The sequence below is a fragment of the uncultured Intestinimonas sp. genome (assembly GCF_944387245.1).
Taxonomy (GTDB): Bacteria; Bacillota; Clostridia; order Oscillospirales; family Oscillospiraceae; genus Intestinimonas.
Window position 1 is genome coordinate 1 of sequence record NZ_CALXEE010000100.1, and the last position, 5,932, is coordinate 5,932.

Annotated in this window: 3 protein-coding genes; all 3 read left to right on the top strand. The window is 62.6% G+C overall.

Translation table 11 applies throughout. The annotated features are described in order from the left end of the window. On the top strand, nucleotides 1-1,296 hold a 1,296-nt coding region (locus Q0K15_RS10255; protein ID WP_294515754.1), incomplete at its 5' end, for a putative PEP-binding protein. A 354-nt stretch (nucleotides 1,297-1,650) separates the two neighbouring features. Then, nucleotides 1,651-4,188 carry a hybrid sensor histidine kinase/response regulator gene (locus tag Q0K15_RS10260; protein ID WP_294515755.1) on the top strand — a complete coding sequence of 846 codons (2,538 nt, stop codon included), beginning with the start codon at nucleotides 1,651-1,653 and terminating at the stop codon, nucleotides 4,186-4,188. A 64-nt stretch (nucleotides 4,189-4,252) separates the two neighbouring features. Beyond that, nucleotides 4,253-5,692 carry a proline--tRNA ligase gene (gene proS, locus Q0K15_RS10265; protein ID WP_294515756.1) on the top strand — a complete coding sequence of 480 codons (1,440 nt, stop codon included), beginning with the start codon at nucleotides 4,253-4,255 and terminating at the stop codon, nucleotides 5,690-5,692. Nucleotides 5,693-5,932: the final 240 nt, after the last annotated feature.

Below are 5,932 nucleotides of genomic sequence, written 5' to 3' on the forward strand. Positions count from 1 at the left end.
ACCGTCCGCGGCGGCATGACCTCTCACGCCGCCGTGGTGGCCCGCGGCATGGGCACCTGCTGCGTGTCCGGCTGCGGTGAGATCGTGGTGGACTACGCCGCCAAGCAGTTCACCCTGGGCGGCAAGGTCTACAAGGAGGGCGACTGGATCTCCCTGGACGGCTCCACCGGCAACATTTACGGTGAGGCCGTGCCCACCGTGCCCGCCGATCCCGGCTCCGGCTACTTCGGCCGCCTGATGGGCTGGGCCGACAAGTACCGCCAGCTGGGTGTCTACACCAACGCCGACACCCCCCGCGACGCCAAGCAGGCCGTCACCTTCGGCGCCGAGGGCATCGGTCTGGTCCGCACCGAGCACATGTTCTTCGAGGGCGACCGGATCAAGGCCGTCCGCGAGATGATCGTGGCCGAGAACACCGAGGAGCGCAAGAAGGCCCTGGCCAAGCTGCTGCCCTATCAGCAGGGCGACTTCGAGGGCATCTACGAGGTCATGGGCGAGCGCCCGGTGGTCATCCGCTACCTGGATCCCCCGCTCCACGAGTTCCTGCCCACCAAGCCCGGCGACATCGCCGAGCTGGCCGCCGACATGGGCATCACCGCCGAGCGGCTCACCGAGGTGGTGGCCTCCCTCCACGAGGTCAACCCCATGATGGGCTTCCGCGGCTGCCGTCTGGCCGTGGCCTATCCCGAGATCGCCGAGATGCAGACCACCGCCGTCATCACCGCCGCCATCAACGTCACCAAGAAGGGCCAGTACAAGATCAAGCCCGAGATCATGATCCCCCTGACCACCGACGTCAAGGAGATGAAGTACGTCAAGGAGATCGTGGTGAGCACCGCCGACAAGATCATTGCCGAGTCCGGCATCGATCTGAAGTATGAGGTGGGCACCATGATCGAGGACCCCCGCGCCGCCCTGCTGGCCGGTGAGATCGCCACCGAGGCCGAGTTCTTCTCCTTCGGCACCAACGACCTCACCCAGCTGACCTTTGGCTTCAGCCGCGACGACGCCGGTAAGTTCCTGGGCTACTACTACGACAAGAAGATCTACGAGTCCGATCCCTTCGCCCACCTGGACCAGAACGGCGTGGGCAAGCTGGTGGACATGGCCGTCAAGGCCGGCAAGGCTGTCCGGCCCGAGATGCATATGGGCATCTGCGGCGAGCACGGCGGCGATCCCACCTCCGTGGAGTTCTGCCACAAGGTGGGTCTCACCTACGTCTCCTGCTCTCCCTTCCGTGTGCCCATCGCCCGTCTGGCCGCCGCTCAGGCCGCCATCAAGAACCCCCGCAAGTAAGGGTCCTGCGGAGCGCATAGGATAAGAACAATCGCCCCGGCTCAACTGAGCCGGGGCGATCTTTTTGCAGGCTATCCCCCGGTCTGCCGGGGCTTTCAACTAGGACCGAACGGGGAGAATCTCCCTGTGATTAAGAGATATTCTGGGCTGAAACGACAGACATGGTATGGCGGGGTATCTCAACGCAGGCGAGCGCCCGTTCCGGCCGACGGCCGGCAGAGGTATAAGGCTCGGCTCTTGCAGCAGATAAGACAGATTTTCGTTTACTTTCCAAATATTTGGGGGTATGATGATAAGGCGTAAAAAAGCCGGCGGGGCATCCGGCGGCAGAGGTGCAGAAAAGGGGAGACTGCTGTGAACAGCGGCAAGAGAGGGTCCATCAATACGGCGCTGAGCATCCTGTTGATGATCGCTTGCGTGAGCATGCTCATTTTTGGCGTGATCCTGGTGCGCGCCAAGCTGCTCCAGAACACCCAGGACCTGGGCATGTCCCTGGCGGAGAGCTACGCCGCCGAGGAGGAGCTCCGCGTGGCCACCTTCCGGAATTTCCTGGACCTGGGCTGCCAGTACGTGGAGGAGATGAGCCGCTCCGGCGCGGAGACGGAGGAGCTCCAGCAGTGGCTCCACAGCTATTTCACCAAGATCACCTCCATCGTGGGCGAGAACGTCATCGACCCCTATGCCGTCATTGACGGAGCCATCGTGGCCGCCAATCCCTGGGCGGGGGACGGGGGCTACGACTATGAGAGCACGGACTGGTACCAGATGGCACTGGAGGCCCACGGGCAGGTCATCTTCACCGACGCCTACATCGACGCCATCACCGGAAAGCCCGTCATCACGGTGGCGAGAAAGTTCCAAAACTCTAACAACGTGCTGGCCATGGACATCTTTCCTCAGAATTTCCACGAGCTGGTGGGGAGCAAGAGCCTGCCCGAAAACGGCTCGCTCTATCTATGTGACTCCAAAGGCACCCTCCTCTATGCCACCACCAAGTGGAATGTATCCGACGAGGAGCTCCAGCACTTTACCGATGAGCTGCTCCAGGGGATCCGGGACGGGTCTCTGCTGGCCTACGATGCCTCCTTCCGGGACCCTGACGGGGTGGAACGGGGGGCCTACTATTATGAGATGAGCAACGGCTGGACCGTCATCCTCACCATCCCCTTCCAGACCGTCCTCATGGGAGAGCGCAATCTCCCCGTCATGGTGCTGGTGGCTGTCTCCGCGCTGGTGATGGCGGTTATGGTGATTATGGTGCTCCGGGACCTGGTAAACAGCCGGCGCATCCGGCGGGCCGACAGCACCATCCACATCCTGGGCGATTCCTTCTACGCCATCTACCGGGTCAACTACAAAACCGCCACCTATGAGGCCATCAAGCTCTCCCCGGACATGGTGGGCACCCTGCCGGAGACGGGAGATTACCAGAGCCTCATCGACATCATCGGCACCCTGGTGGAGCCCGACACCTTCCACGAGTTCGCCCTGGCCTTCTCCCTGGAGAGCATCCGCCAGCGGGTGGCCGCCCGGATTCCCGACTACGGTGGGGATTACCAGCGCCGCTTCGGCGATGTCTACAAGTGGGTGAACGTCCGCACCCTCTACGACGGCAGCCGGGCCCCGGACGAGGTCATTCTCTGCTTCCGGGAGGTGGACCTGGAAAAGCGCCAGCAGCTCCAGCATATGCGCATCCTCCAGGAGGCCCTGGACACCGCCAAGAAGAGCACCAGAGCAAAAAACGCCTTCTTCTCCAACATGTCCCACGATATGCGCACCCCCCTCAACGCCATCATCGGCCTCTCCGAGCTGGCCCAGCGGGACCGGGGCGACCAGGAGAAGGTGGACGGCTACATGCGGAAGATCGAGTTTTCGGGCAAGCAGCTGCTCACCCTCATCAACGACATCCTAGAGCTCTCACGGCTAGAGTCCGGCCGCAACCCCCTGGACTGCCGGCGCTTCGATCTCCGGCAGTGCGTAGAGGATCTGACCGCCGTCTTCTACGATATGGCGGAAAAGGACGACCGGAACTTCTCGGTGAAGCTGGAGATCACCGACACCATGGTGGAGGGCGACCCCCACAAGCTGGGACAGATCCTCAACAACCTCATCTCCAACGCCTTCAAGTACAGCCGGAACGGAGACCGGGTGGAGGTGACGGTGAAGCAGTTCCACTTCCAGCAGCACAGCAAATATCAGTTCACCGTGGAGGACACGGGCATCGGCATGTCGGAGCAGTTTTTGGAGCACATCTTTGACCCCTATGCCCGGGAGACCCGGTTCACCTCCCAGACGGTCACCGGCACCGGCCTGGGCATGCCCATCGTCCAGAGCCTGGTCCAGCAGATGAGCGGCGAGATCACGGTGGAGAGCACGCTGGGGAAGGGGAGCCGCTTCACGGTGACCCTGCCCATGGAGGCCGTCCGGACGGAGGAGGGGGCGGAGGAGCCGACGCCGGAGGAGGAGGCCGTGGAGCTCACCGGAAAGCGGGTCCTCCTGGCAGAGGACAACGAGCTCATCATGGAGATCAGCCAGTCCATCCTCACCATGAATGGGATGGAGGTGATTCCGGCGGTAAACGGCGCCGAGGCGGTGGAGCGCTTCGCGGAAAGTCCGCCCAGCTCCATCGACGCCATCCTTATGGATATGCAGATGCCCGAGATGGACGGCTGCCAGGCGGCCCAGGCCATCCGGTCCATGGACCGGCCCGACGCGGCCACGGTGCCCATCATCGCCGTCACCGCCAACGCCTTTGCCGAGGACATCGCCAAGACCACCGAGGCGGGTATGGACGCCCACGTCTCCAAGCCCATCGATTTCGCCGTGCTGAACCGGACCCTGGCCCGGCTCATTAGCGGAGAGAAAAGGCCTCAAATGCCCGGGAAGGCTTGACTTTTCCCGCCGGGGCACATAAAATGGACCACACATACATTTTCGAGGAAAAGGATTGAGATAAATGGCACAGGACAAGAAGCAGGTGGAGCAGATCACCGATATGGAGGTGGACTTCGCCCAGTGGTACACCGACGTGTGCAAGAAGGCGGAGCTCATCGACTACTCCAGCATCAAGGGCATGTTCATCTACCGCCCCTACGGCTACGCCATCTGGGAGAACATCCAGCGCATGATGGACGCCGAGTTCAAGAAGTACGGCCATGAGAACGTGTACCTGCCCGTGCTCATCCCCGAGAGCCTCCTCCAGAAGGAGAAGGACCACGTGGAGGGCTTTGCCCCCGAGTGTGCCTGGGTGACCATGGGCGGCAGCGACAAGCTGGAGGAGCGCTACTGCGTCCGCCCCACCAGTGAGACCCTGTTCTGTGAGCACTACAAGAACATCATCCACTCCTGGCGTGACCTGCCCAAGCTCTACAACCAGTGGTGCTCCGTCCTCCGCTGGGAAAAGACCTCCCGCCCCTTCCTGCGCCACCGGGAGTTTCTGTGGCAGGAGGGCCACACCATGCACGCCACCGCTGAGGAGGCCCGTGAGGAGACCCAGCGGATGCTGAACGTCTACGCAGACTTCCTGGAGAACGTGCTGGCCATGCCCGTGGTCAAGGGCCAGAAGACCGACAAGGAGAAGTTCAACGGCGCCGAGGAGACCTACACCGTGGAGTGCATGATGCACGACAAGAAGGCCCTCCAGGCCGGCACCAGCCACTACTTCGGCGACGGCTTCGCCAAGGCCTTCGACATCACCTTTACCGGCAAGGACAACCAGCTCCACTACCCCCACCAGACCTCCTGGGGCGTGTCCACCCGAATGATCGGCGGCATCATCATGACCCACGGCGACAACAACGGCCTGGTGCTGCCCCCCCGCATCGCCCCCATCCAGGTGGTCATCATCCCCGTGGCCCAGCACAAGGAGGGCGTCCTGGAGGCCAACCGGGCCGTCATGGACCGCCTGGTCAAGGCCGGCTTCCGGGTGAAGATGGACGACTCCGACCAGTCCGCCGGCTGGAAGTTCGCCGAGTACGAGATGAAGGGCATCCCCCTCCGCCTGGAGCTGGGTCCCAAGGACATCGAGAAGAACCAGTGCGTCCTGGTCCGCCGGGACAGCGGCGAGAAGACCTTCGTCTCCCTGGACGGCATCGAGGACACCGTGGCCGCGATGCTGGACTCCATCCACGACGGCCTCTACGCCAAGGCCAAGAAGAACCTGGAGGACAACACCTACGCCTGCTCCAGCCTGGAGGAGGTCCGGGAGAAGATGCAGGAGCGGGGCGGCTTTGCCAAGACCATGTGGTGCGGCGATGAGGCCTGTGAGATCCGCATGAAGGAGGAGGCCGGCGTCACCTCCCGCTGCATCCCCTTCGCTCAGGAGCACCTGGGCGACGTGTGCCCCATCTGCGGCAAGCCCGCCAAGCACATGGTCTACTGGGGCGTGGCGTATTAAGCTTCTTCTCTCAAAAATGCAAGCATTTTTTCGAAGAGATGCAGCCTGCTGCGTCGCACTTCGTCGGGGCAAAGTCCACACCGCTCATCCTGGCCTGACGGCCAGGCATCGCTCCGCTTCCTTGCCCCTCCTCTCCCAAACAAACCCGCTTCGCTGGGCTTTGTTTGGGGCCCCGACTCGCACGCTTGCAGGCTGAGCAGAGTTTTTTCCGAGGCACATGTCCCCGGAAAAAACAGATTG